Source organism: uncultured Amnibacterium sp. (genome assembly GCF_964250715.1).
GTDB lineage: Bacteria > Actinomycetota > Actinomycetes > Actinomycetales > Microbacteriaceae > Amnibacterium.
Window position 1 is genome coordinate 12,657 of record NZ_CAXUGX010000017.1, and the last position, 19,805, is coordinate 32,461.

Consider the following 19,805-nt stretch of genomic DNA (forward strand, 5'->3'; position numbering starts at 1 on the left):
TACCCGGTGAAGCGCGCGACTTGGCCGACCAGGTCCGCGCTGCGGACGGGCACCTCGCGCACGGGCACTCCCTCGTGGGGCGCCTCCACCATCATCCCGCCGCCGGTGTAGATCGCGACGTGGTACATATCGCCGCCGCCGTCGGTGTAGAACACCAGGTCGCCGGGCGCGGCCTGCGAGTAGGGCACGAGCAGCCCCTCGGAGCGCGCCAGGTCGTACTGGGCGGTCGCGCCGTGCCCGCCGATGTAGATGCCGACTGCGGCATACGCCTGCATCGTCAGCCCGGAGCAGTCCCACGCGTTCGGCCCCGCACCGGCGAAGACGTACCGGTCGCCGATCTGGTCGCGGGCGAAGGCGACGACCGCAGCGGCCTTGCCCTGGTTCGGTACCGGCGCAGGGGCCGCGGGCGGGTTCGACGATGAACCGCCGGCCGAGCCCGACCCTGTCTCCGAACCGGACTGGGCACCGGACCCCGATCCCGACCCCGACCCCGCCGACCCGCCCGATGCGGCCGACCCGCCCTGCGACTGCGCCTGCTGCGCTGCTGCGGCCTTGCGCGCGGCGGCCTCCTGCTCCTCCCGGCGCTTGACGGCTGCCGCGGCCGCCCGCCGCTCCTGCACGCCCTGCACGTACGCCGCGGCGACCTGGGTGGTCGTGTCGCGCAGGGCGGCCAACTGCGTCGTCAGCCGGTCCGCGTTCGCCTGCTGCGCGGCGACGGCGGACGAGGCGGCATGGGAGGCGGCCTGCGCATCGGCGAGCGCGGCGGCGGTCGCCTGCGCGGCCCGCTGCAGCTGGTCGGCCGCAACGGTCGCCTGCTGCTGCAGGGCGCCCGCCGCGTTCTGATCGGCGACGGCGGTGCGGTAGATCTCGTCCGACTGCGCGGACAGCTGCTCCGCGGTGGCGAGGCGGTAGAGCAGGGCGTCGGCGTCGTTGCCGTTCAGCGCGAGCTGCAGGGACAGATCGCCACCAGCCGCCGAGCGGGCCATGCTGGCGGCCAGCAGCCCGGCCCGCATCCTGGATGTGGCGGCGGCCTTCTTCGCCGCGATCACCTGGGTGCGCAGGTCCGCGGCCCGTGCCCGGGCGGCATCCTCGGCCGCCTGGGCGCGGTGGGCGTGCTCCGCGGCGATCTGCGCGGTGCGCGCCGCGGAATCGGCGGAGTCCTGCAGCCGCGTCAGCAGCGTGGTGATCGTGCGCGCCTCGGCCTCCGTCTCCGCTTCATTGCGCCTCGCCCGCTGCACGTCCTGCCAGCTGGGGTACTGCGGGTCCGCCGCGCTCGCCGGAGCGATGCCGACCCCGGCCGCGACGGCGCCGACCGCGACCGCCCCGATGATGCGCTGCGGCCGCGTCGGCTGCCGGCCGCCCTGCCACTCAGCCAACGGTGACCCCCTCTGTCGCGAGGAACGCCACCGGGTCGCGCGCGACCTCGTTCAGCCGCACCTCGAAGTGCAGGTGGCAGCCGGAGGAGACCCCGGTCGTCCCGACGGAGGCGATGTTCGTACCCGCCGGCACCTGCTGCCCGGTGTGCACGAAGATGCCGCCCGGGCGGATGTGGGCGTATCCGGTGGAGAGGCCGTCGTCGTGGCGTACCTCGATGAAGTTGCCGTACGTGCCGAGCGGACCGGCGTAGACGACGGTGCCGCTGTGGGCGGCGTAGATCGGCGACTCGCACGCGGCGCCGATGTCCACGCCGCGATGGAAGTGCGTCCCGCCGGGCGGCGGGTTGGCCCGGTAGCCGAAACCGTCGTTCATCCGGCCGGCCGCCGGCAGCGCCCAGCCCGACGCGGCCACGGCGCCCGCCGCTCCGCCGCCACCCTGCAGCGCGGCGGCCTCGCGAGCGGCGACGCCGCGTTGGAACGCAGCCAGGGTCGTCCGGGTCGTCGAGCGGAGCGCCCGCAGCTCGGCGGTCAGTGTGATCCGGGCGCTGCGGTCCGCCGCCACCTGCCGTTCGGCCTCGGACGCGGCGGCCGTCGCCGCATCGAGGGCGGTCCTCGCCTGCGCCCGCAGGCGAAGCAGCGCCGCGGTCGCCGCAGCGGCCTGCGCCTCGGTGGCGGCAGCGGTGTTCGCCGCCTCACGTGCGACACGAGCCAGATCGGCGTTCGACTGCGTCAGCTTGGTCAGGCGCCCGACCTTGGACAGCAGCGCGGTCGCTCCGGCACTCGTCCCGTCGCCGGTCAGCAGCACGGTGGCACCCAGGTCGTCGCCGGTGCCACGGATCAGCTGTGCGGCCACGCCCGCCGCGCGATGCCGCGCCTGCACCGCCGCCCGACGATGCGCCCGGACCTCGTCGGTGATGCCGTCCAGCCGGTCCTGTGCCGCGTCGGCCCGGTCCCGCAGCACCTGGTAGACGGCACCCCGCTGCACGGCGAGCCGCTCAGCCGCAGCCGCCGCCGTCTTCGACGCCGTGAGCAGCCGCTCGATCCGTGCAACCGCATCCGCCTTCTTCGCGGCGTCGTGCCGAGCCTCCTGCACTTCATGCCAGGTGGGGTAGTCCTCGGCCGCGGCGGACTGGGCGACACCGGCGGCGAGCGCCAGCGCGAGCACGGTCGCCAGAGCGACCGAGCGCGGGGCGGCACGCATCCCCATGTCGAACCCCCATCCGACTCGAGCGCACCCGGCGTCGCCGTATCGGCCGCGGGGGTGCCTCTTCACGCTAACTCGCAGGGTCGCACCGCCCGAACGGCACGCCGATGGGCGGACCCCCAGTTCGAGGCCCTCGCCGCCGCGCGGCGAGAGCCTCGCGGTGTTTGGGATGTGTCTGGGCAGGTCCTATGCTTGGCTCCCGGTGAGCCCGGCAACGGGACGCCCGGCCCCATCGTTTAGCGGCCTAGGACGTCGCCCTTTCACGGCGATAACACGGGTTCGAATCCCGTTGGGGTCACGGACGATGGGACAGGCTCTCATCGACATCAAGGCCCTGTAGCGCAGTTGGTTAGCGCGCCGCCCTGTCACGGCGGAGGTCGCCGGTTCAAGTCCGGTCAGGGTCGCGAGGCGCTCGCCACACCGCGGGCACCGCATGGCTCTGTAGCTCAGTTGGTAGAGCGTTCGACTGAAAATCGAAAGGTCACCGGATCGACGCCGGTCGGAGCCACCACTGAAACCCCCGTATGGCCCGAGGGTCTTTCTTCCCCCGGGCATCTGCTTGCCCGTCCCCAGCGGGACCAGGCACACATCAGGCACAGGCGTGGTGTCCTGCTGAGTCGGCGCGCACTCACCCTGTGAACCGCAGCGCTTCTGGCCGTGCTTTCACGCCGGTCCATGGCGCTTCTGCGCTGCCCACGGCGGAACGTCTCCCGGTCGTCCGCCGAGTCGCTTTCAGTCCTGCTGGAAGGTGACGTGGATGAGGGGGCTCCCGGCGATCCATTCTTCGATCGGCGGAACTGGCTGCGAGATGTAGGCACTGTGCCGAGGGTGATCGAGGTTGGAGATGATCGCTTCGAACACGCGCTGGCGGCCTTCTCGATCCAAGACGGGTTCTGCCGTCGCGGGTAGGTCTGCGCGGACGGAGTTCTTGAGGTGGAAGGTGAACTGCGGGTGGCGGAGCAGATTCGCGTACCAGCTGCGGCTCGCCGGCGGAGTCGTGAGGTAGATCTCGTCGTGGACACGGTAGAACCAGATCTCGATGCGGCGTTCGCGCCCGGTCTTCGCGCCGATAGTCGTGATGTCCACCGTGCGAGCAGAGGCCGACGACGACGGAGTGATGGCGAGGGCGCGCTGGAAGCGTTCATCCATGTGTCGTCCTTCCATGCCCGGTCAGCCCGGAGGCGCGACGGTACGTGCTCGACGGGATACGGGTCATTGTCGCCTCTGGTAAGTAAAAGTATACTTACTTCTACTTGGTGTTCGACCGCCGGCCCGTCGATTCGCAGCCCGAGGGGGAGACGTATGGCACGTGACGCTGACGCCACGAGGGAGCGAATACTCGCTGCGGCGACCCTGGAGTTCGCGGCCCACGGGCTCGCCGGCGGGCGCGTGGAGCGAATCGCCTCCGAGGCGCGGAGCAACGTTCGGATGATCTACGCGTACTACGGCGGCAAGAGCGGCCTGTTCGATGCGACCCTTGCGGAGGCGCTGCGTCGTATGGCCGAGAACGTCCCTCCGCGTCCTGAGGACCTCGCCCGGTGGGCTGGGGACGTATTCGATCATCATCAGCGCTTCCCCGAGGTCCTCCGCCTGAGCATGTGGGCTCAGCTCGAGCGACCCGAGGCCACCGCTGAGCCGCGCGACATCTATCGGAACAAGACGCTCGCTGTCGCGACGGCCGCTGCACGCCCACTGTCGGCCGTCGACGTTCTGGTGTTCATCTACGCCATCGCGCAAGCCTGGCAGCTGTCGCCAGAAGGGCTTACTGGTCTCGAGGAAAATCCGGTCAGAGGTGAGGAAGTCGCCGCTCGCCGACAATCGGTCGTCACCGCCGTCGAGCGAATGCTGCACGCCCGCGATGGAGTCGGTGAGGTCGCGGAACCCGGGGCGGATCCTGCCGACCGAGCAGCCGATCCGCCATCGGGCCGAACATCTGCAACGAGTCACGCGTCACTTCGGTCGGGCTGATCGTCAGGGCGGTGCGTCAGGGCTGGTCGCCGGGGCGGATCAGACCGCACTCGTAGGCGGCGATCACGGCCTGCACGCGGTCGGTGATGGCCAGCTTCGCCAGGATGCGGGTGATGTGCGACTTCACCGTCGCCTCCGAAAGGTAGAGCCGGTGAGCGATCTGGGTGTTCGTGTGGCCGCGAGCGATCTCGGTCAGCACCTCCAGCTCGCGGGGCGTGAGCGGAGCCAGTCGCTCCGGGACCGCCGACATCGGCGGCGGCATGCTCGTGTAGGCCTCCACCAGCCGCCGGGTGATCCCCGGCGCGAGCAGCGTGTCACCCCGCGCAGCGCTGCGAACGGCGTCGCCGACCAGTTCGGGTGGCGAGTCCTTGGTGAGGAACCCGCTCGCCCCCGCCTTCAGCGCCGCGTACACCTGCTCGTCGACGTCGAACGTCGTCAGCACGACGACCCGCGGTTTCTCGCCGCCGGCGATCCGCCGCGTGGCCTCCAGTCCGTCCATGATGGGCATCCGGAGGTCCATCAGCACCACGTCGGGCGCGGTCACGGCACACACGCGGATCGCCTCGGCCCCGTCGCCGGCCTCACCGACCACCACGATGTCGCGCTGGCGTTCCAGCACCGCCCGCACGCCCATCCGGACCAGCGGTTCATCGTCGACGATGACGACACCGACCGCGGGGCGCTGTGCGGACGACGGGGAACTCATCAGCGCTCCACGATCGGCAGGGTCGCGTGGACCCGGAACCCGCCGCCGGCCGGGCCGGCGTCGATCGTGCCGCCGAACAGCGCCGCGCGCTCGCGCATCCCGACCAGGCCGTGGCCGGAGGTCAGCGGCCGCACGTGGTGTCCGTTCGGCCCGTCGTCCTCGACGGTGATCAGGATCGGTCCGCGGTAGTCGATCTGCACGACCACGCGGGTCGGGCCGGCGTGTTTCAGCACGTTGGTGAGCGCCTCCTGCACGACGCGGAACGCCGCTGCGTCCAGGCCGGGCTCGAGCAGCGGAGGGGAGCCGATCGTTTCCAGGCGCGCGTCGAGACCGGCGTTCCTGGTCTGCGCGACGAGCGCTTCGATCGCGGCCAGGCCGGGTACGGAGTCGGTCTCGCGCACGCCGCCGGTCGCGCGCAGCAGGTCGAGCAGGTGCGCCAGGTCGTCCGAGGCATGCCGTCCGGCGTCTGCGACACCGCTGAGGAACTGCCTCGCCACCGCCGGGTCGTCGTGAATCGCGAGTCGAGCGGCTCCGGCCTGCACGAGCATCAGCGACACCGCGTGCGCGACCACGTCGTGCAGGTCGCGGGCGAGTCGGACACGCTCATCGGCGACGGCCAGCCGTTCACGAGTCAACTGCTCGTCTTCAAGACGGGCGAGTACCTCCGCCAGTTGTTGTCGCTGCGCGGCGGTGCGCTGCAACGTGATGCCGAAGGCGAGCACGAACACCTCGAACGTCAGCAGGAAGACGACGTCGTTCACGCCGTCCGGCGGCGCGGTGCGCCACAGATTGACCAGCAGCGCCGCGAGCAGGATGCCGGCGCCCAGCACCGCGCTGCGCGGAGGCCTGTGCCGCGCAACCGTGTAGACGAGAAAGATCGCCGGAGCGAAGCCACTCCAGAACGGCACGAAATGCTGCGTGAACAGGAACGGCACGCCGATCGCGGCACAGGCGATGCCGAGCGCCGTGAGCGGCCAGATCCGACGAACGGCCACCGACGCGACCATCACGCAGGAGAGCGCGAAGCTGAGCGACATCGATCCTCGCCGGACTCCGTCGTCGAGCGCCGGAGTCGCGTACTCCCAGACCATCACGCACGCGAGCAGCGCGGTCCCCACGAGATCCGGGATCAGCCAGGCCGGGCGGACGCGGCTGCGCAGCGGCGGCGTCCCGATCAGCCGTGCGACGGGCGGCGAACCCGCGGCGGACGATTCGGCGGCGGACGACGTGAGGGCGGAGGTGGTGATAGCGGCGGTCACTGCGGCACCGGCAATCGAGCGCGCACCGCGAATCCCGCGCCCAGCGGATCGGCGACGAGGGAGCCGCCGAACAGCGTCGCGCGTTCCCGCATCCCGATGATGCCGTGTCCTCTCATCGCTGCACCGACCGGAAGCGCGGGTACGCGTGCGCGCACAAAAGCCGTCTGCGGTCCGCGGTCCACCACGTCGATCTCCACCGTCGCTCCGAAGTGCAGCCGGACCTCGACGTCGGTGGGTCCGGCATGTTTCAGGACGTTCGTCAGCGCCTCCTGCACGATCCGGAAGGCGCTGACGTCGAAGCCGGGCGGCAGGGCGCGGCGGTCGCCGGTCACCGTGAGATCGATCGAGAGTCCGGCCGCCCGCATCCGGGCGAGGAGCGCATCGATCGTCTCCAGTCCTGGAGCGGGACTGCTCGGCTGGTCGCCCGCATCGGCGGAGCGCAGCAGTCCGAGCATGCGACGCAGGTCGGCTGTCGCTCCGCGGCCCGCGGCCTCGAGGGCGAACACCGACGACTCGGCGGAGTCCGGTGCGACGTCGAGGCTCCTGGTCGCACGCTCGACCTGCGCCAGCATGACCGAGACGGCATTCGCGACGACGTCGTGCAGGTCGCGGGCGACGGCCGCCCGTTCCTGCAGTACCGCGAGCCGCTCGCGTCGCTCGTGCTCCAGCTCCAGGCGATGCAGGGCGGCGAGCAGGGCCGCCTTCTGTGCCGCGGTGCGTCGCAGCCGGGCGCCGACGAGCACCGCGGCGATATAGGGCAGCAGCCAGAACAGCGAGCCCGCGTCCTGGGCCTGGCCGTTGCGAGCGAAGATGAACGCCGTCGCGGCGATCGGCAGCAGCAGCGCGGCCAACCCGATGCGCGTGCCGTGCAGCCGGGCGACCGTGAAGCTCATGATCAGGAGCGGTAGCGAGTGCGACCAGAGCAGGAAGTCGTGCCGCACGAACAGGCTCGGGAGCGCGAGCACGAGGCAGGCCAGCGTCAGCACGCGGATCGGCGCGACACGGCGCAGTGCCAGAAGGCCGATGACGGTCGCCGTCATCGGGATGTCGAGCGCGAGTGGCCCTCCCTTGTAGGTGATGTACGGGGTCAGGCGCTCCCACACGGCGATACCGGCGAAGGCGACCGCGAGCAGCGCGTCGGCCACGGCCGGCGGGATGCGGGGCAGCCGTACGGCCCTTCCGGCACTCCTCATACGGCGCAACCTACGACGATCCGCGTCCCGCGTCATCCGACCGGGGTCGGGTACCCCTCCGCTTCGGGTCGCGGTTCGAGGGCGGAGGAATCCGACGTCGGCAGGGGCCGCATGCGACCGCGCGCCGACGCGGCGGCGGTGGCCGATCAGCAGGCTCGAGGCATCGCCGGAGAGCCCGGCCATCGAATCCTCGTGAGGACCGCCGTGTCGAATACTCAACTGCTCCCTGCATCACCGGAGGCCACCGTCTCGCTCACTCGACGAAAGTGGGCGGGCGCCTCCCTGCTTGCCGCCGCGGTGGTCAGCGTGGCCGGGGCCGCGCTCTGGCCGACCGGCTCGGACGGCACCTCTGCCCAGGAACTGCAGGCGGCAGCCGCACACCCCGCCGCGTGGAGTGCCGCATCGACCGCCGACGCACTCACGTGGGCGTTGCTCGTACCCGGGGCGCTGGCCGTCTTCAGCTATCTGCGCAACCGCGGCCGGGTGCTCGGCACGATCGGTGCCATGGCGGTCGTCGCCGGCGCCCTCGCCACGCCGTTCGGCACGGGTGGGAGTGCGTTCGTGCTCGTCCTCGCCCAGCACGCGGATCGACCCACGGCGGTGACGGTGGTGGACTCGGTCGGGTCGCAGCCGTTCTTCCTGCCGTTCCTCGTGCTGATCTATGTCGGTCTGATCGGCCTGATGCTGCTGATGATCGGGGCGGCCCGGGGCGGCCTGGTCCGGTGGTGGGTGCCGGTCATCGCGATCGTCGGCGTGATCCTGAACACGGTGCTCAACAACGACCTCTACGGCGCAGCGGCGGCTGCGACCTTCGTGCTGCCGGCCGTCGCCGACGTGCTGCTGGCGATCGCCCTGCTGCGCAGCACCCGGGCGGTGTCGCCGGCGGCTGCTCCATCGAGCGACCGCGCACGCCGCGGAGACCGCACGCCGGTCGCCGCCTGATCGCTCCGAACACCGCACGGCGGTCGGCACCCTCGGATGTCGGCCGCCGTTCGGCGCGGTTCAGCCGGTCGATGCGGGGCCGTGCCCGGGGGCGTGGACGCCGTGCTCGTGCAGGGTCTCGTGCTCGTGGCCGCCGTGCTGGTGCTCCATGTCCGGCGCTCCACCCATCATCCGCAGCATCGGGCCGTTGCCGGTCGCGAAGAACCAGATCACGAGGGCCGCGGCGATGACGAGGAAGCCGATGTTCAGCCAGGTCGTGTAGTTCCAGCCGATCGACGACTCCAGCACGGCGGCGGTGCGCTCGCGCGGGATCAAGCCGAGCGGCGCGAAGACCAGCTCGACGACATAGCCGGCCGCGACCATCGCCAGGTAGAAGGTGCCCGCGATCGTGAGGGCCGCCCGCGTGCCGTAGTAACGACGGTAGATCAGCAGGATCGGCACGATGATCAGGTCGGCGAAGATGAAGCTCATCACGCCGCCGAAGCTGATGCCGCCGCTCCAGAGCACCGCGGCCAGGGGGACGTTGCCGACCGAGCAGACGAAGCTGACCACCGCGACGAGCGGGCCGATCAGCGGCCCCAGCACGAACGCGAGCGTCGGGTCGTTCGAGAGGAACACCGCGCGCAGCCACGACTGCGGCACCCACGCCTGGAACGCTCCGGCGATCAGCAGGCCGATCACCATGTCGCGCAGCACCGCGGCCCAGTCCATGACGAAGCACTGACTCGTCGCCGTCACGCCGGCGCGCGAGAACAGGCGACGGAGGAACGGAGCGTCCGACTGCACGGACATGTCCATGCCGGCATGTCCCTCCATCGAGCCCGGCAGGCCGCGGTCGGCTTGCGCGCGCGCCGCCTCGACCAGCCGCGTGCGCATCCACAGTCGGAACAGCAGGGCGACGAAGACGATCATGATCGGGCCGGCGACGAACTCCGCCAGCGTGAACTGCCAGCCGAGCCCGAGGGCCAACACGATGCCCAGCTCGACCACCAGGTTGGTGGAGGCGATCTCGAACACCATCGCCGCGCTGAAGCTCGCCCCCTTGCGGAAGAGGGACCGAGCGAGCGCGACCGCCGCGTAGGAGCACGAGGACGAGGCGGCCCCGAGCCCGGTCGCGATCGCCAGAGCGCGGGGGGAGTCGGCCGCCATCAGCCGGGTGATCGCGTCGCGGCGAACGACGGCCTGGATCACGGCGGACAGCAGGAACCCCAGCAGCAGCGGCCAGAGGATCTCCCAGCCCATGTTCCCGGCGCTGGCGAGCGCTCGACCGACGTACTCCAGCACGGTTGCCACAGGGCCTCCTCCTGTCTCCTGCGCCGTCACGTTATACCCCACCAGGGTATAACGTCGTTCCAGATCGGTCGCCTGGTCGGCGGCGGGCCGCGAGCGGAGGCACGGATGGACGAGCACGACGGCCCCGGATCGACCCACGGCTACATCTCGAGCAAGGACGGCTACCTGCGCCGGCTGCGGCGGATCGAGGGCCAGGCGCGCGGCCTGCAGGGAATGGTCGAGAGCGAGCAGTACTGCATCGACATCCTGACTCAGGTATCCGCGATGACGAGCGCGCTGCAATCGGTCGCGCTGGGACTGCTGAACGACCATCTGGCGCACTGTGTCGCCGACGCGGTCTCCGGCGGGGGCGACGAGGCCGACGCGAAGCTCAAGGAGGCGGGCGCGGCGATCGCGCGGCTCGTCAAGTCCTGACGACGAAACGACTTGCGCTCCGACAGTCGACGATATATCGTGATGGCACGGCGACATTCGGTCGTCGACTCAAGCACTCCATCGAAAGGAGTGGCGATGACTACTCACCACCACGACTTCGACGCTCCCGACGAGCGTCAAGACGGCTTCGCAGGCCGTGGTTCCGGCCGCAGCGGGCTCCGCTTCCCCGGCCGCTTCGGCGGTCCCTTCGGCGGTCCCGGGATGGGGCCGCGCGGCTTCGGCGCGGGGTTCGGTTCCGGCTTCGGCCCGGGCTTCGGTCCCGGCGGTCCCCGCGCCCGTCGCGGCGATGTCCGCAATGCGATCCTCGGCCTGCTGGCCGAGAACCCCGCCAACGGCTACGGCCTGATCAAGGCGATCGGCGAGAAGACCGACGGCGCCTGGACGCCGAGCCCCGGCTCGGTCTACCCGACGCTCTCCCAACTGGTCGACGAGGGCCTGATCGTGCAGAACGACGGCCCCCGCGGCGCGTACAGCCTGACCGACAGCGGGCGGGCCTACGTGCAGGAGCACGGCGACGAGATCGCCTCGGCCCTGTCCGGCGGCGAGCGAGGCGGCGGCGAGCTGTTCGCCTCAGTCGGCAAGCTGATGGGCGTCGTCGGTCAGTTCCGGTTCGGCGTCAGCGCCGACCAGCGCGACCGCGCCGTGAAGCGCATCGACAACCTGCGTCGCGAGCTGCACACCATCCTGGCCGAGTAACACCGGGTCCGCCTCCCCACGAGCCCCGGCTCCGCCACGCGGCGGGACGGGGCTCGTGCCTGCAGTCGTGCTTGCATGGGGGCGTGGATGCTGACGCGCACATCGCGGACTTCGGCCGATTCGTCACGGCTTCGCCGAGCTCGTACCACGCGGCAGCCGAGGTGGCACGACGGCTGGTGGACGCCGGCTATCTGCTGCTGGACGAGACCGCCGACTGGAGCGGTGCGGTCCTGCCCGGGGCCCGCGTCGTCGTCGTGCGCGACGGCGCCGTGCTGGCCGTCGCGCTGCCCGACTCCGCCTCGCCCGTGACGCCGTTCCGCATCCTCGGTGCGCATACCGACTCCCCCGGCTTCAAGTTGAAGCCCAAATCGACCACGGGCGCGAACGGCTGGTTGCAGGCGGCCGTCGAGGTGTACGGCGGCCCGATCCTGGCCTCCTGGTTCGACCGGGAGCTGGAGCTCGCCGGGCGGATCGTCGATATGGCCGGTGGCGAGCACCTGGTGCGGACGGGTCCGTTCCTGCGCATCCCGCACCTGGCGATCCACCTGGACCGGACGACGAACTCGGGCTTCGGTCCCGATCCGCAGCGCGACCTGCAGCCGGTCTTCGGCGTCGGCGACCTGGCCCAAGCCGATCTGGTCGCCCACCTGGCCGGACTCGCTGGCCTGGCTCCGGAGCAGGTCGGCGGATACGACCTGCTGACCGCGGACACGCAGGAGCCCCGACGCTTCGGTGCCGACGGCGCCCTGTATGCCTCCGGGCGCATGGACAATCTGACGTCGGTGCACGCGGGACTGGTCGGCCTGCTGGCCGCGCGGCCGACGGACAGCATCGCGGTGCTGGCCGCCTTCGACCACGAGGAGGTGGGCTCCCGCAGCAGATCGGGGGCGGCCGGTCCGCTGCTCGCCGACGTGCTGAAGCGGGTGACGGCCGCGCTCGGCGGCTCGACCGAGGACGCGGCGCGGGCGTTCGCCGCCTCGTGGTGCCTCTCCGCCGATGCCGGACACGCGGTACACCCCAACCGCGGCGAGGTGCACGATCCGGTGAACCGGCCGAGGGTCGGCAGCGGCCCGCTGCTGAAGATCAACGCGCAGCAGCGGTACACGACCGACGCGCACGGCGCCGCGCTGTGGGCACGCACCTGCGCCCAGGCCGGGGTGCCGACGCAGGAGTTCGTGTCCAACAATGCGGTGCCCTGCGGGTCGACCATCGGACCGGACACCGCCAGCCGGCTCGGCATCCGCACGCTCGACGTGGGCACGCCGCTGATCTCGATGCACTCCGCCCGCGAGCTGTGCCACGTGGACGATCCGGGTTTCCTGGCCGACGCGTCCGCCGCGTTCTTCGCCCCGGAGTGAGTGCCGCAGCAGCGGCGTGACGCGCCTCTGCTCGGGCCCGCGACATGTGACCACGCGCGCGCACGCGCAACTGGCACGATTCCGGGCAGACGGGCTTCGAGGTCAGGACTCGGCCAGAACGTCCAGCACCGCCTGGCCGTAGCGCTCCAGCTTGGCCGCGCCGACACCGCTGATGCCGCTGAGGGCATCGAGGGAGGCGGGACGGGCGACCGCGAGGGCCTTCAACGTGGCGTCGCCGAACACGACGTACGCGGGCACCGCCTGCTCCTTGGCCTGCGCGCTGCGCCAGGTGCGCAGCCGCTCGAAGACGACCTGCGCCTGTGCGTCGAGGTCCGCGGTCACCGGCGCGGCCCGCTTGCTGCCGCCGCCGGAGCGGGACTGCTCCAGGTCGTGCCGCAACCGCACCGGCTGCTCGCCTTTCAGCACTGCGGGGGCAGCGGCACCCAACATCAAGGTCCCGTAGCCGTCGTCGCCCACCGCCACCACGTCCTGCGCCATCAGCTGCCGCAGCACGCTGCGCCAGGCGCGCTCGCCGAGGTCGGCGCCGATACCGAATGTGGTGAGCGCATCGTGCCCGTGCTGCTCGACCTTGGGTGTGCGCTTGCCGCGCAGGATGTCGATGATCTGACCACCGCCGAAGCGCTGGTTGCGCTCCCGCTGCAGCCGCACGACCGTGGAGAGCAGCTTCTGGGCCGGCACCGTGCCGTCCCAGGTGGCGACCGGCTCGAGGCAGGTGTCGCAGTTGCCGCAGTCGGTCCCGGTCGGCTGGCCGAAGTAGGCCAGCAGCTGTCGGCGGCGGCAGGTGACCGTCTCGCAGAGCGCGAGCATGGCGTCGAGGTTGGCGGACTGTCGGCGGCGGTGCGCCGCGTCGCCCGTACCGCGGTCGATCAGTCGCCGCTGCTGGACGACGTCGTTCAGCCCGTAGGCGAGCCAGGCGGTGGCGGGCAGGCCGTCACGCCCCGCGCGTCCCGTCTCCTGGTAGTAGCCCTCCACCGATTTGGGCAGGTCGATATGCGCCACGAACCGCACGTCGGGCTTGTCGATACCCATGCCGAACGCGATCGTCGCCACGATGACCACGCCGTCCTCACGCAGGAAGCGAGCCTGATTGCGGGCGCGGACACGGGCGTCGAGCCCCGCGTGGTAGGGCAGCGCGGTGATGCCCCGGCTCGCGAGCCACTCCGCGGTGCTGTCGACGGAGGCACGGGAGAGGGCGTAGACGATGCCGGCGTCGCCGGCGTGCTCGGTGCGCAGGAACGTGAGCAGCTGCTGCTTGACCTCGTCCTTGGGCACGATGCGGTACTGGATGTTGGGCCGGTCGAAGCTGGCGACGAAGTGGGTCGCGTCCTGCAGGTGCAGCCGCGTCGTCAGCTCGCGGTGGGTCTCCTCTGTCGCCGTGGCCGTCAGCGCCATGGTCGGCACGCCCGGCCAGCGCCGCACCAGGTCGGCGAGGGTCAGGTAGTCGGGCCGGAAGTCGTGGCCCCACTGCGAGACGCAGTGCGCCTCGTCGATGGCGAACACCGAGAGGCCGGGGCCCGCGGCGACCCGGTCGAGCAGGGTTCGGGTGGACTCGAGCGCCAGCCGCTCCGGAGCGATGTAGATCAGGTCGACCTCGCCGGCCAGCAGGCCGCGCTCCACCTGCACGCGCTCCTCCGGGCCCTGCGTGGAGTTGAGGAACTCCGCCCGCACTCCGACGGCGCGCAGGGCGTCGACCTGGTCGTGCATCAGAGCGATCAGCGGCGAGACGATCAACCCGGTGCCCGGACGGACCAGGGCCGGAATCTGGTAGCAGAGCGACTTGCCGGCACCCGTGGGCATCAGCACGACCGCATCGCCACCGGCGACGACCGTGTCGATGATCTCGCCCTGGCGGTCGCGGAAGGCGTCGTAGCCGAAGACCCGCCGCAGGACCTCGAGCGCCGGCGAGGGGGCGTCCGTCAGCGTCATACGGCGCAGAGTAGCCGCGGCGACCGACACCCGGCGGCGTTCGTCCACTCCGATCCGCAACCGGCGGCAGCGCTCCAGATCGTGCTCGAGAAAAGTGACTCACGTGACGGTCGGGTGAGACACTTTTCCGATGCCGACGTCCCGACCCCGCTACCTGCTGACGGAGAGCGACGACCTCCGCAGCGCCCTCGAGGCGGCGCGACAGCGATGGCCCGAGGATCACGACCGCCCGACCGCGCTGCTGATCCATCTCATCGACGAGGGACGGCGCACGGTGGAGACCGCCGAGGCCCGGCGGCGAGAGGCACGACGGGCCGCCATCCGATCCGCGGCCGAGGGACTTGAAGGCGCCTATCCCGACGGTTACCTCGCCGAACTCCGCGCGGACTGGCCCGAGTGATCGTGCCCGAATGATCGTGCCCGAGTGATCGTGTTCGACGCGAGCGTCATGATCGCGGTGCTCTCTCCGACAAATGCACTGCACGGTCGAGCGCAGGCGCTGCTGATCGATCACCTCGACGAGCAGTTCGCGATGCACGCTCTGACGAGGGCCGAGGTCCTCGTCGGGCCGGCGAGGATCGGCCGCGTGCACGTTGCAGAGCAGCAGCTCGACCGGCTCGAGATCCGCACGGTCGGCCTGACCGGTGATCAGGCCGCTGCGCTCGCGCAGCTCCGGGCCGAAACGGGAGTCAAGCTGCCCGACTGCTGCGTGCTGCTCGCCGCCACCGATCTGCGCGCCTCGGTCGCCACGTTCGACGAGCGACTCGCCCGCGCGGCGACGATGGCGTCCATCGACGTCATCCGCTGATCTGAATGCCCTGCCGGAAGGAGACACAGGAGGGTGAGAAACCACGTTCACAAGATTCTGAACGATGTGTACGCTCCCGTCCTATGAGCACTGCCATCGAGGCCACCGGCCTCACCAAGTCCTTCGGCCGCACGAAGGCGCTCGACGGGCTGGACCTGACCGTGCTCGCCGGTGAGGTGCATGGCTTCCTGGGCCCGAACGGCGCCGGCAAATCCACGACGCTCCGCGCGCTGCTCGGGCTGCTGCGCGTCGGCGGCGCCGTGCGCGTCTTCGACCGCGATCCGTGGCGCGATGCGGTGGAGGTGCACCGACGCATCGCGTATCTCCCCGGCGACGTGGGCCTGTGGCCCTCCCTCTCCGGCGGCGAGACCATCGACCTGCTCACTCGCCTGCGCGGCGGCGCGGACCCTGCGCAGCGTCGCCGGCTGCTCGATGCCTTCGACCTGGACCCCCGCACGAAGGTGCGCGGCTACTCCAAGGGCAACCGGCAGAAGGTGGCGCTGGTGGCCGCGTTCGCGGTCCCTGCGCAGCTGTACCTGCTGGACGAACCGACCAGCGGCCTCGACCCGCTGATGGAGGCGGTGTTCCGGGAGGAAGTGCAACGGGTGCGCGGGGAGGGTGCGGCGGTGCTGCTGTCCAGCCACATCCTGGCCGAGGTGGAGCAGCTGGCCGACCGTTTCACGATCGTGCGGGCCGGCCGCACCGTCGAAACCGGCACGTTGGCCGACCTGCGCCACCTGACGCGCACGACGTTCCGCGCGACGACCGGCGCACCGCCGGAGCGAATCGCCTCGCTGGCCGGCGTGCACGACGTGCGGCCGCTCGACGGCGCGCTCACCTTCGACGTGGACACCGACGCCCTCGTCCCCGCCCTGCAGGCGCTCGCCGCCGCCGGAGTGACGGCGCTGACCGTCGCACCGCCCTCGCTGGAGGACCTGTTCCTGCGCCACTACGGGCGGGCGGCATGATCCGCGTCCTGGCGCTGCAGGCGCGCCGGGATCGGTTGACCCTGACGATCTGGCTGCTCGGGTTCGGGGTGCTGGCCGCCGGCAGCGTCGGAGCGGTCGGCCGCGAGTTCGGCGCACCGACCGAGCGCGTGCAGGTACTGCGCCTGGCGCTCAGCACCCCGACCCTGCTCGCCCTGCGCGGGGCGCCGAACGGCGGGTCGCTCGGGTCGCTGACCTTCTTTCAGGTGTTCACGTTTCTGGCCGTCGTCGTCGGGCTGCTGAACACCTTCTTCGTCGTGCGGCACACCCGCGCGGACGAGGAGGCGGGCCGGCGCGAGCTGATCGCGGCCGCACCCGTCGGCCGCACCACGCCGCTCACCGCGACGCTGCTGCTGGGCCTGCTGCTGAACGTCGCCGTCGCCGTGCTCGGCGCGCTCGCCTTCTCGATCGCTCCGCTGGGCGCGGGGGCGGCCCTCGGCGTGGGTCTCACCTTCGGCGCGACCGGGCTGACGTTCCTGGCGGTCGGGCTGTTCGCCGCGCAGCTGGCCCCCACGGGCCGATCGGCGAACGGCGCCGGAGTGCTCCTGGTCCTGCTCGCCTACGCGCTGCGAGGAGCCGGCGACGCGCTCGGCGATCCCGATCCGCAGCACCTGACGCTGATACCTGCCTGGCCCAGCTGGCTCAGCCCCATCGGCTGGGGCGAGCTCTCCTACCCCACGACCGGCGGCACGCTCACGCCGCTGCTACTGGATGTGGCGCTCTTCGCGGTGCTGACCGCGTCCGCCGCTTTCCTCCACGACAGACGTGACCTGGGGGCGAGCCTGCTGCGAACCCGCCCCGGGCGGGCTGCGGCGGCCCCGTCGCTCCGCGGTCCATTCGCCTTGGCCCTGCGCCTGCAGTGGGGTGCCGCCCTGGCCTGGACCATCGGAGCCGCGGTGCTCGGCGCCGTCGTGGGCGGGCTCGTCCGCGCCGTGCGACCCGCCGCCGGGCTGCCCCAGGTGCGCGCGGTACTCGACAGCCTGGGCGGCGCCGGCGGCGCCCTGACCACGGTGCTCGTGACCGCGATGCTGGCCCTGGTCGGCGTCCTGGCCGCGGCGGCGGCCGTGCAGGGCGTGCTCCGGCTGCGCGACGAGGAGTCGAGCGGACGGGCGGAGGCACTGCTCGCCCGGCCGATATCCCGCGCCCGCTGGCTGCTGACGGGCGCGGGTGTCGGCGCGGGCATCGGCCTCGTCGTCGTGACCGGTGCGACTGCGGCGATGGTGGCGAGTCTCGCGACGATCGGCGACGGGACCGGGGCGGTCCGGGCGATCGGGCAGGGCGCGGCCGAGCTGCCCGCGGTGCTGGCGATCGCCGGCGGGGCGACGCTGCTGACCGCGGGCCTGCCGCGGATCGCGGTGCTCGCCACCTGGACCCTCACCGCGATCGCGATCGGCGTCGGGCTCTTCGGGCAGCTGCTCGACCTGCCGCAGGGCGTGCAGAACCTGAGCCCGTTCGGCGCGGTCCCGGTGATCCCCACCGGGAACTGGACGCCGAGCATCGTCTGCGTGCTGGCGGGCGTCGCCCTGGCGGCGCTCGCCGTGCTCGCCGTCCGCCGGCGGGACCTCGTCTCGTGAGCGACGAGGCGGCAGTGGACGCAGCGAGCGCCTACGCACGCGACCTGGCCGCCCGGCTCACCGCCGAGGGCTTCCCGCGGGCGCCCGCGTCGGTGCTGATGGCGCTGATGGCGGCCGACGAAGGCTCCCTGACCGCCAGGCAGCTGAGCGAGCAGCTGCAGGCCAGCGCCGCCGCCGTCTCGGGCGCTGTGCGCTACCTTCGGCTGCTCGGCATCATCCGCGTCGAGACGGTGCCGGGCACGCGGCAGCACCGCTACACGCTGCCGGAGTCGCCGCCCTGGTACACCGTCTCGTTCACCAACGTGCAGCGGTACCGCGAGCTGGCCGGCGCGATCCAGGCGCACGCCGACCGCATGCGACCGGGCGGCGCCGCGGACCGCGCGGCCCAGATGGCGCAGTTCTTCCGGTTCCTGGAACGGAGGATGCCCGAGCTGCTGCAGGAGTGGCAGGCCGAGACCGAGACCGAGACCGCGGGCGGCTGAGCGGCGTCAGGCGTGCCAGGTGCGCTCGCCGACCGGGATCGGCACCCTGAGCGTGTCGCCGGGCGGAGCCAGCGGGCACGCCCACGCCTCGTCGTACGCGCAGGAGGGGTTGTAGGCGAAGTTCAGGTCCAGCACGAGGCGGTCGCCGTCGCCGCCCAGGTCGGCCCCCTTGACGGTGTCGAGCAGGTACCGGCCGCCACCGTAGGTGCCGCCGGGGCGCCCCGCGCTCGCGTCCTTCAGCGGGACGAAGATCCCTCCGCCGTAGGAGGCCAGCCACCAGACGTCCAGCGTGCCCAGATCGCCCAGACGCACGACGCCGATCCGCTCGAACGGCACCACCCCGTCGGTGCCGGTCGGCACCTCCATCCGCTGCGGCTCCGCTGGCTCGACCGCCGCCTCGAAGCGGTAGTCGGGGTCGTACGCCGGCAGCGGCAGACCGCCGAACTCCGCGCGGTCCGCCTCGGTCAGCGCGGAGGCGGGGTGCGAGCCGAACAGGTCGTCCCGTCCCCGGCGCCACAGGTCATGCGCCTGCCGCGGATCGCCCTCGGCTCGGACCGCCGCGTACAGGTCGTGCACGCGGCGGCGCCAGTCGAGCACCTGGAGCGACGGGAGGCGCGCGCCGCTCGTGAGCGCGCCCGGCGCGCCGCTCATCGGGCCCGGCTCACTCGACGGCGGCGGCGCCGATCGCCGCCAGCGGGTCGGCGCCGGGCTGGAGCACCGTGAAGGTGGCCTGGATCTCGGCGCGCTCGAGCAGCTCGGTGAAGCGGCGGCGGCGGCGCGCCGTGATCAGCGTCACGACCGTGCCGGTGGCCCCCGCACGCCCGGTGCGGCCGGAGCGGTGCAGGTACGTCTTGTAGTCCTCCGCCGCGTCGGCGTGCACGACGAACTCGATGTCGTCCACGTGGATGCCGCGGGCGGCGACGTCCGTGGCGATCAGGGCCTGCACCTTGCCGCTGGAGAAGCGCTCCAGGTTGCGGGTGCGCCGCGACTGGTTCAGGTCGCCGTGCAAGCTGACGGTGCGCACGCCCTCGTCCTCCAACTCGTCGGCCAGCTGCTCCGCGAACGCGCGGGTGCGGGCGAAGACCAGGGAACGCTCGCTGCTGCCCAGCAGGGTGCCGAGCACGGGCAGCTTGTCGCCCTGCTCGATGACGAGCACGTGGTGCTCCGCCATGACCGCGCCGGCCTGCTCCGCCACCTCGTGGGCGGCGGCGTCGGGCAGGAACCGGTCGACCAGCGTCGCGACGGCGCTGTCGAGCGTCGCCGAGAACAGCAGCCGCTGGCCGTCCTTCGGCAGCTGCGAGAGCAGCCGCTCCATGGGCTCCAGGAAGCCCAGCTCGGCCATGTGGTCGGCCTCGTCGAGTACCGCGATCTCGATGGAACGCAGATCCAGGTGCCGCTGCTCGATCAGGTCCTCGATGCGCCCGGGGGTGCCGATCACGATATCGACGCCCTTCTTCAGCGCACCGACCTGGCGAGCCTGCGGTACGCCGCCGACCACCTGGGTGGTGAAGAGGCCGACGCTGCGGGCGATCGGCTGCACGGTGCGGTCGATCTGCAGCGCCAGCTCGCGCGTCGGCG

General features: G+C 71.9%; 20 protein-coding genes and 3 tRNA genes. 13 read left to right on the forward strand and 10 right to left on the reverse strand.

The features are described from left to right. A partial coding sequence (locus ACFE7H_RS13125; RefSeq protein ID WP_375401689.1) for a C40 family peptidase occupies positions 1-1,376 on the reverse strand: 1,376 nt, incomplete at its 3' end. Beyond that, positions 1,369-2,583 carry a M23 family metallopeptidase gene (locus ACFE7H_RS13130; RefSeq protein ID WP_375401690.1) on the reverse strand — a complete coding sequence of 405 codons (1,215 nt, stop codon included), beginning with the start codon at positions 2,581-2,583 and terminating at the stop codon, positions 1,369-1,371. The genes ACFE7H_RS13130 and ACFE7H_RS13125, both read right to left, overlap by 8 nt. Before the next feature lie 222 nt (positions 2,584-2,805). Between ACFE7H_RS13130 and ACFE7H_RS13135 the strand changes: the two genes are divergently transcribed. From ACFE7H_RS13135 to ACFE7H_RS13145, 3 genes are all read left to right on the forward strand, one after another. After that, positions 2,806-2,878, forward strand: a tRNA-Glu gene (locus tag ACFE7H_RS13135). Between the two features lie 32 nt (positions 2,879-2,910). Then, positions 2,911-2,984 (forward strand) — tRNA-Asp (locus ACFE7H_RS13140). A gap of 31 nt (positions 2,985-3,015) precedes the next feature. Then, positions 3,016-3,091: transfer RNA gene (locus tag ACFE7H_RS13145), tRNA-Phe, on the forward strand. A 221-nt stretch (positions 3,092-3,312) separates the two neighbouring features. On the opposite strand, the gene ACFE7H_RS13150 is transcribed toward ACFE7H_RS13145, so the two are convergent. Beyond that, the gene (locus tag ACFE7H_RS13150; protein WP_375401691.1) at positions 3,313-3,729 is read right to left on the reverse strand and encodes a nitroreductase/quinone reductase family protein; all 417 of its coding nucleotides are present in this window, start codon (positions 3,727-3,729) and stop codon (positions 3,313-3,315) included. A 153-nt stretch (positions 3,730-3,882) separates the two neighbouring features. On the opposite strand from ACFE7H_RS13150, the gene ACFE7H_RS13155 reads away from it, so the two are divergent. After that, positions 3,883-4,548, forward strand: a complete 666-nt coding sequence (locus ACFE7H_RS13155; RefSeq protein WP_375401692.1) for a TetR family transcriptional regulator — start codon at positions 3,883-3,885, stop codon at positions 4,546-4,548. Positions 4,549-4,564: 16 nt separating this feature from the next. On the opposite strand, the gene ACFE7H_RS13160 is transcribed toward ACFE7H_RS13155, so the two are convergent. The 3 genes from ACFE7H_RS13160 to ACFE7H_RS13170 are packed head-to-tail and all read right to left on the reverse strand — an operon-like array spanning position 4,565 to position 7,706. Next, positions 4,565-5,254, reverse strand: a complete 690-nt coding sequence (locus tag ACFE7H_RS13160; RefSeq protein WP_375401693.1) for a response regulator — start codon at positions 5,252-5,254, stop codon at positions 4,565-4,567. After that, positions 5,254-6,513 (reverse strand): sensor histidine kinase, encoded by a 1,260-nt coding sequence (locus ACFE7H_RS13165; protein ID WP_375401694.1) that lies wholly within the window; start codon positions 6,511-6,513, stop codon positions 5,254-5,256. Before ACFE7H_RS13165 ends, ACFE7H_RS13160 begins: the two co-directional genes overlap by 1 nt. Beyond that, a complete protein-coding gene (locus ACFE7H_RS13170) occupies positions 6,510-7,706 on the reverse strand; it encodes a sensor histidine kinase (protein WP_375401695.1) in 1,197 nt (398 codons plus the stop codon). The genes ACFE7H_RS13165 and ACFE7H_RS13170 overlap by 4 nt, the downstream gene beginning before the upstream one ends. 204 nt (positions 7,707-7,910) lie before the next feature. Between ACFE7H_RS13170 and ACFE7H_RS13175 the strand changes: the two genes are divergently transcribed. Then, complete coding sequence (locus tag ACFE7H_RS13175) at positions 7,911-8,648, forward strand: hypothetical protein (protein WP_375401696.1); 738 nt, start codon at positions 7,911-7,913, stop codon at positions 8,646-8,648. Between the two features lie 60 nt (positions 8,649-8,708). On the opposite strand, the gene ACFE7H_RS13180 is transcribed toward ACFE7H_RS13175, so the two are convergent. Beyond that, on the reverse strand, positions 8,709-9,941 hold the full coding sequence (locus tag ACFE7H_RS13180; RefSeq protein ID WP_375401697.1) for a permease: 1,233 nt from the start codon (positions 9,939-9,941) through the stop codon (positions 8,709-8,711). Positions 9,942-10,046: 105 nt separating this feature from the next. Here ACFE7H_RS13180 and ACFE7H_RS13185 point away from each other — a divergent pair, with 105 nt between their 5' ends. From ACFE7H_RS13185 to ACFE7H_RS13195, 3 genes are all read left to right on the forward strand, one after another. Continuing rightward, positions 10,047-10,355 carry a metal-sensitive transcriptional regulator gene (locus ACFE7H_RS13185; RefSeq protein WP_375401698.1) on the forward strand — a complete coding sequence of 103 codons (309 nt, stop codon included), beginning with the start codon at positions 10,047-10,049 and terminating at the stop codon, positions 10,353-10,355. A 96-nt stretch (positions 10,356-10,451) separates the two neighbouring features. After that, positions 10,452-11,072, forward strand: a complete 621-nt coding sequence (locus ACFE7H_RS13190) for a PadR family transcriptional regulator (RefSeq protein WP_375401699.1) — start codon at positions 10,452-10,454, stop codon at positions 11,070-11,072. A gap of 83 nt (positions 11,073-11,155) precedes the next feature. Further along, positions 11,156-12,430, forward strand: a complete 1,275-nt coding sequence (locus tag ACFE7H_RS13195) for a M18 family aminopeptidase (protein ID WP_375401700.1) — start codon at positions 11,156-11,158, stop codon at positions 12,428-12,430. A 102-nt stretch (positions 12,431-12,532) separates the two neighbouring features. Here ACFE7H_RS13195 and recQ read toward each other — a convergent pair whose 3' ends face one another. Further along, positions 12,533-14,377, reverse strand: a complete 1,845-nt coding sequence (gene recQ / locus ACFE7H_RS13200) for a DNA helicase RecQ (RefSeq protein WP_375401701.1) — start codon at positions 14,375-14,377, stop codon at positions 12,533-12,535. Positions 14,378-14,507: 130 nt separating this feature from the next. Between recQ and ACFE7H_RS13205 the strand changes: the two genes are divergently transcribed. The 5 genes from ACFE7H_RS13205 (at position 14,508) to ACFE7H_RS13225 (ending at position 18,227) form a co-directional block, all read left to right on the forward strand. Next, positions 14,508-14,777: a hypothetical protein gene (locus ACFE7H_RS13205; RefSeq protein ID WP_375401702.1), complete on the forward strand. Its 270-nt coding sequence runs from the start codon at positions 14,508-14,510 to the stop codon at positions 14,775-14,777. 24 nt (positions 14,778-14,801) lie between these two features. Beyond that, complete coding sequence (locus ACFE7H_RS13210) at positions 14,802-15,185, forward strand: type II toxin-antitoxin system VapC family toxin (RefSeq protein WP_375401703.1); 384 nt, start codon at positions 14,802-14,804, stop codon at positions 15,183-15,185. A gap of 83 nt (positions 15,186-15,268) precedes the next feature. Continuing rightward, entirely contained in the window at positions 15,269-16,153 is an 885-nt protein-coding gene (locus ACFE7H_RS13215) for an ATP-binding cassette domain-containing protein (RefSeq protein WP_375401704.1), read from the forward strand. Further along, positions 16,150-17,745 carry an ABC transporter permease gene (locus ACFE7H_RS13220; protein WP_375401705.1) on the forward strand — a complete coding sequence of 532 codons (1,596 nt, stop codon included), beginning with the start codon at positions 16,150-16,152 and terminating at the stop codon, positions 17,743-17,745. Before ACFE7H_RS13215 ends, ACFE7H_RS13220 begins: the two co-directional genes overlap by 4 nt. Next, positions 17,742-18,227 (forward strand): MarR family transcriptional regulator, encoded by a 486-nt coding sequence (locus ACFE7H_RS13225; RefSeq protein WP_375401706.1) that lies wholly within the window; start codon positions 17,742-17,744, stop codon positions 18,225-18,227. Before ACFE7H_RS13220 ends, ACFE7H_RS13225 begins: the two co-directional genes overlap by 4 nt. 6 nt (positions 18,228-18,233) lie before the next feature. Here ACFE7H_RS13225 and ACFE7H_RS13230 read toward each other — a convergent pair whose 3' ends face one another. After that, complete coding sequence (locus ACFE7H_RS13230; protein WP_375401707.1) at positions 18,234-18,878, reverse strand: DUF1684 domain-containing protein; 645 nt, start codon at positions 18,876-18,878, stop codon at positions 18,234-18,236. A gap of 10 nt (positions 18,879-18,888) precedes the next feature. After that, positions 18,889-19,805, reverse strand: a 917-nt coding sequence (locus ACFE7H_RS13235) for a DEAD/DEAH box helicase (RefSeq protein WP_375401708.1), incomplete at its 5' end; no start/stop codon positions are given.

Excerpts from the sequence above, each read along its gene's own strand:
- ACFE7H_RS13155 (WP_375401692.1), top strand. The coding sequence starts at position 3,883 with ATGGCACGTGACGCTGACGCCACGAGGGAGCGAATACTCGCTGCGGCG.
- ACFE7H_RS13215 (WP_375401704.1), top strand. The coding sequence starts at position 15,269 with ATGAGCACTGCCATCGAGGCCACCGGCCTCACCAAGTCCTTCGGCCGC.
- ACFE7H_RS13220 (WP_375401705.1), top strand. The coding sequence starts at position 16,150 with ATGATCCGCGTCCTGGCGCTGCAGGCGCGCCGGGATCGGTTGACCCTG.
- ACFE7H_RS13190 (WP_375401699.1), top strand. The coding sequence starts at position 10,452 with ATGACTACTCACCACCACGACTTCGACGCTCCCGACGAGCGTCAAGAC.
- recQ (WP_375401701.1), bottom strand. The coding sequence starts at position 14,377 with ATGACGCTGACGGACGCCCCCTCGCCGGCGCTCGAGGTCCTGCGGCGG.
- ACFE7H_RS13150 (WP_375401691.1), bottom strand. The coding sequence starts at position 3,729 with ATGGATGAACGCTTCCAGCGCGCCCTCGCCATCACTCCGTCGTCGTCG.
- ACFE7H_RS13205 (WP_375401702.1), top strand. The coding sequence starts at position 14,508 with ATGCCGACGTCCCGACCCCGCTACCTGCTGACGGAGAGCGACGACCTC.
- ACFE7H_RS13160 (WP_375401693.1), bottom strand. The coding sequence starts at position 5,254 with ATGAGTTCCCCGTCGTCCGCACAGCGCCCCGCGGTCGGTGTCGTCATC.
- ACFE7H_RS13230 (WP_375401707.1), bottom strand. The coding sequence starts at position 18,878 with ATGAGCGGCGCGCCGGGCGCGCTCACGAGCGGCGCGCGCCTCCCGTCG.
- ACFE7H_RS13130 (WP_375401690.1), bottom strand. The coding sequence starts at position 2,583 with ATGGGGATGCGTGCCGCCCCGCGCTCGGTCGCTCTGGCGACCGTGCTC.
- ACFE7H_RS13185 (WP_375401698.1), top strand. The coding sequence starts at position 10,047 with ATGGACGAGCACGACGGCCCCGGATCGACCCACGGCTACATCTCGAGC.
- ACFE7H_RS13170 (WP_375401695.1), bottom strand. The coding sequence starts at position 7,706 with ATGAGGAGTGCCGGAAGGGCCGTACGGCTGCCCCGCATCCCGCCGGCC.